Origin of the sequence: Frankia sp. AvcI1, assembly GCF_001420875.1 — a bacterium.
In the GTDB taxonomy this organism is placed as follows: domain Bacteria; phylum Actinomycetota; class Actinomycetes; order Frankiales; family Frankiaceae; genus Frankia; species Frankia alni.
Window position 1 is genome coordinate 4,379 of the sequence record NZ_LJFZ01000065.1, and the last position, 2,275, is coordinate 6,653.

Annotated in this window: 1 protein-coding gene; it reads left to right on the top strand. The window is 70.3% G+C overall.

The genetic code is table 11. The annotated features are described in order from the left end of the window. Positions 1–2,089: 2,089 nt before the first annotated feature. A partial coding sequence (locus tag UK94_RS72315) for a hypothetical protein (RefSeq protein WP_235490905.1) occupies positions 2,090–2,275 on the top strand: 186 nt, incomplete at its 3' end.

Sequence of the window (2,275 nt, forward strand, 5' to 3'; positions counted from 1 at the left end):
AGGCCGTGGTCCCGATGCGGTCACCACGCCGGTCGACGGCCCGTCGGACGTCGGAAGATTGTCGCCGGTCGATCAGGTTTCGCCGCGACCGGCGCCGGCGCCGGCCGGTCCTCTCTCGGCCACCTCGCCCGTGATCCCCGTCGACGGGGTTGTTCCTCCGGCGGCGCCCGCCCGCCCACCGAGCCACCAAGCACCCGCGAACTCGCTGGTGGCGCCCGAGTCGGTCGTGGGATCCCTGACGCCTCCAGACCTGAGGGGTCCGATCACGGCCGACGCCTCGCCGCTCATCCAAACCGGACCGGTTCCACCGCGGGCCGGCAACACGGGACCGTCGGGGTCGGCGCTCGGAAGCTGGGCCGTCTCCCAGCCCGATCCTTTGCTCAGCAACATCACCGCACCCGCACCCGCACCCGCTCCACCGGCGTCGCCCCTCGCTCCCGCTCTGTCGACTCCGCCGGCTCTGTCGACCCCGCCGGCTCTGTCGACCCCGCAGGTCCCGCCGGCCGTCGGACCGAACCCGCCCGCCGGACCGCAGCACACGGCTTCGCCTCCGTCGCTGGACAGCCGGCGTGCCGCCTCCCCGGAGACGTCCTCCTTCTCCGATGGAGCTTCCTCGGACGCGCCGGCACCGGCGCTTGCTCCCCCGATCGCCGGCGGCGCTACCGGGCACCTCGTGGGATTGCCACATGNGAGCGGCACCGAGCCGACTGGCGAGGCCTCGGATTCGCCGGCCGCAGACGACCAGTCGTTCACTCCCGCACCGTCGTCGGACTCGCCGCAGTCATCCGCCGCCTCGACGAGCCCGGTGCCGCCGATCACCGGCGATCCGCCGCCGGCCTCGACCGCGGGCCCGGCCTCGACCGCGGGAGGCGACGTGGCCCACCTCGGGACGGTCGACGAGATCCTTCCGGTGCCGCCGGGGCAGAAGAGCGTGCCGGGGGAGCCGGCAAATCCAGTGTCGCTCCACCCCGTGGGCGCTGAGCACGATCTGCTGGACTGGGTACGTCTGAACCTACAGGCCCGCCCGGCGACTCGGGAGATCGGCGACGGCGAGATCCTGCAGGTCTACCGTGATCTGCGGGCCCAGATGGCGAACCGGTCCAGGGTGACGAAGGACCTCGCCGTCGATGTGGCCTCGCTGCTGCGAGGCGAGGAAATCGGACGGCTGCGCGGGGGAGCCCCGGGTTACGCTGCCGAACCGAATCCCGCAACGTGGGCCGATCGGCCCGATTTCACTACTGCGGGAGTGTCCCCCCAGGCCGACCAGTGGCGCGGCGTCCGCCTGGAGCTGGACGTCCCGGAGGGCGTCCGCTCGTTCACCAATACCGATCTGAGNGCGAATCAGCGAGAGAGTCTGGACCGCTTCGCCGAACTGGTTGCCGCCGACGCCGCGCGGCGGGCTCGCGACGGGCTTCCACCGCTGACCGTTCACCTGGAAGGCGGGGGCAACGGCAGACTTGTCGGCTACAGACGCGCGCTCAGAAGCGGACAGCTTCGCGCCGACTCGGCTTGGCGAGTGCTCGCGCCCGCCGTGGCCACCCGTCTGGTGCAGTTGGGCGTACCGCCCAACGTGGTCACCTACCAGACGCACACCCGAGGTGCTCAGCCGACGGGCGCCACGCCTGCGGCACCAGGGCTCGGCTCCGGCGGAGGTCGGTCGAATCCGCCCGCGGAGGTGAGCCAGCAGCACCGTCAGATAGTGGGATGGCTGACCGAGAGCACCGCCGCGACCCCCGCCGTGATTCCCACGGTTGCGCCGCGTGACCCAGAGCCTCAGGCTGACGGGCAGTCCCCCCCGACCGTGGAATCCNCCCCGCCACCCGCCGAGGTACCGGCACCGGTCGATCCCGCTCCGCCCGCGGATTCTGCTCCGCCGGTTGGTGATGGNCATCCGGTTCGTGATCTGGATTTTGAGTTTGCTCCTGCGGTGGCGCCGAAGGGTGTGAAGGACTGGGAGCTTGACGAGGATGGTCGGCTTCGGGTCAACCCGTTGTGGAGCAGGTTGGAGGATTTCTCGCCCAAGCATTTGGAGGGGAGTCCTGCGGGGGCGTTGTGGCAGTTTGCGGTGGGTGNGGACGNCCAGGTTTTCGTGGGTAGCGAGTCGGTGACGTCGATTGTTTCGGCGGCGGAGCTGGATGAGTTGTTCGCCTGGATGTCTCCGCATAGTCCGGAGTTGACGTGGGATCAGTTGGAACATGATCTGATGATGCACGGGCATCCGACGATCGTGGTGGGTTTTGATCCGGTGTCGGGTCGGACGGTGACGGTGCCGGCC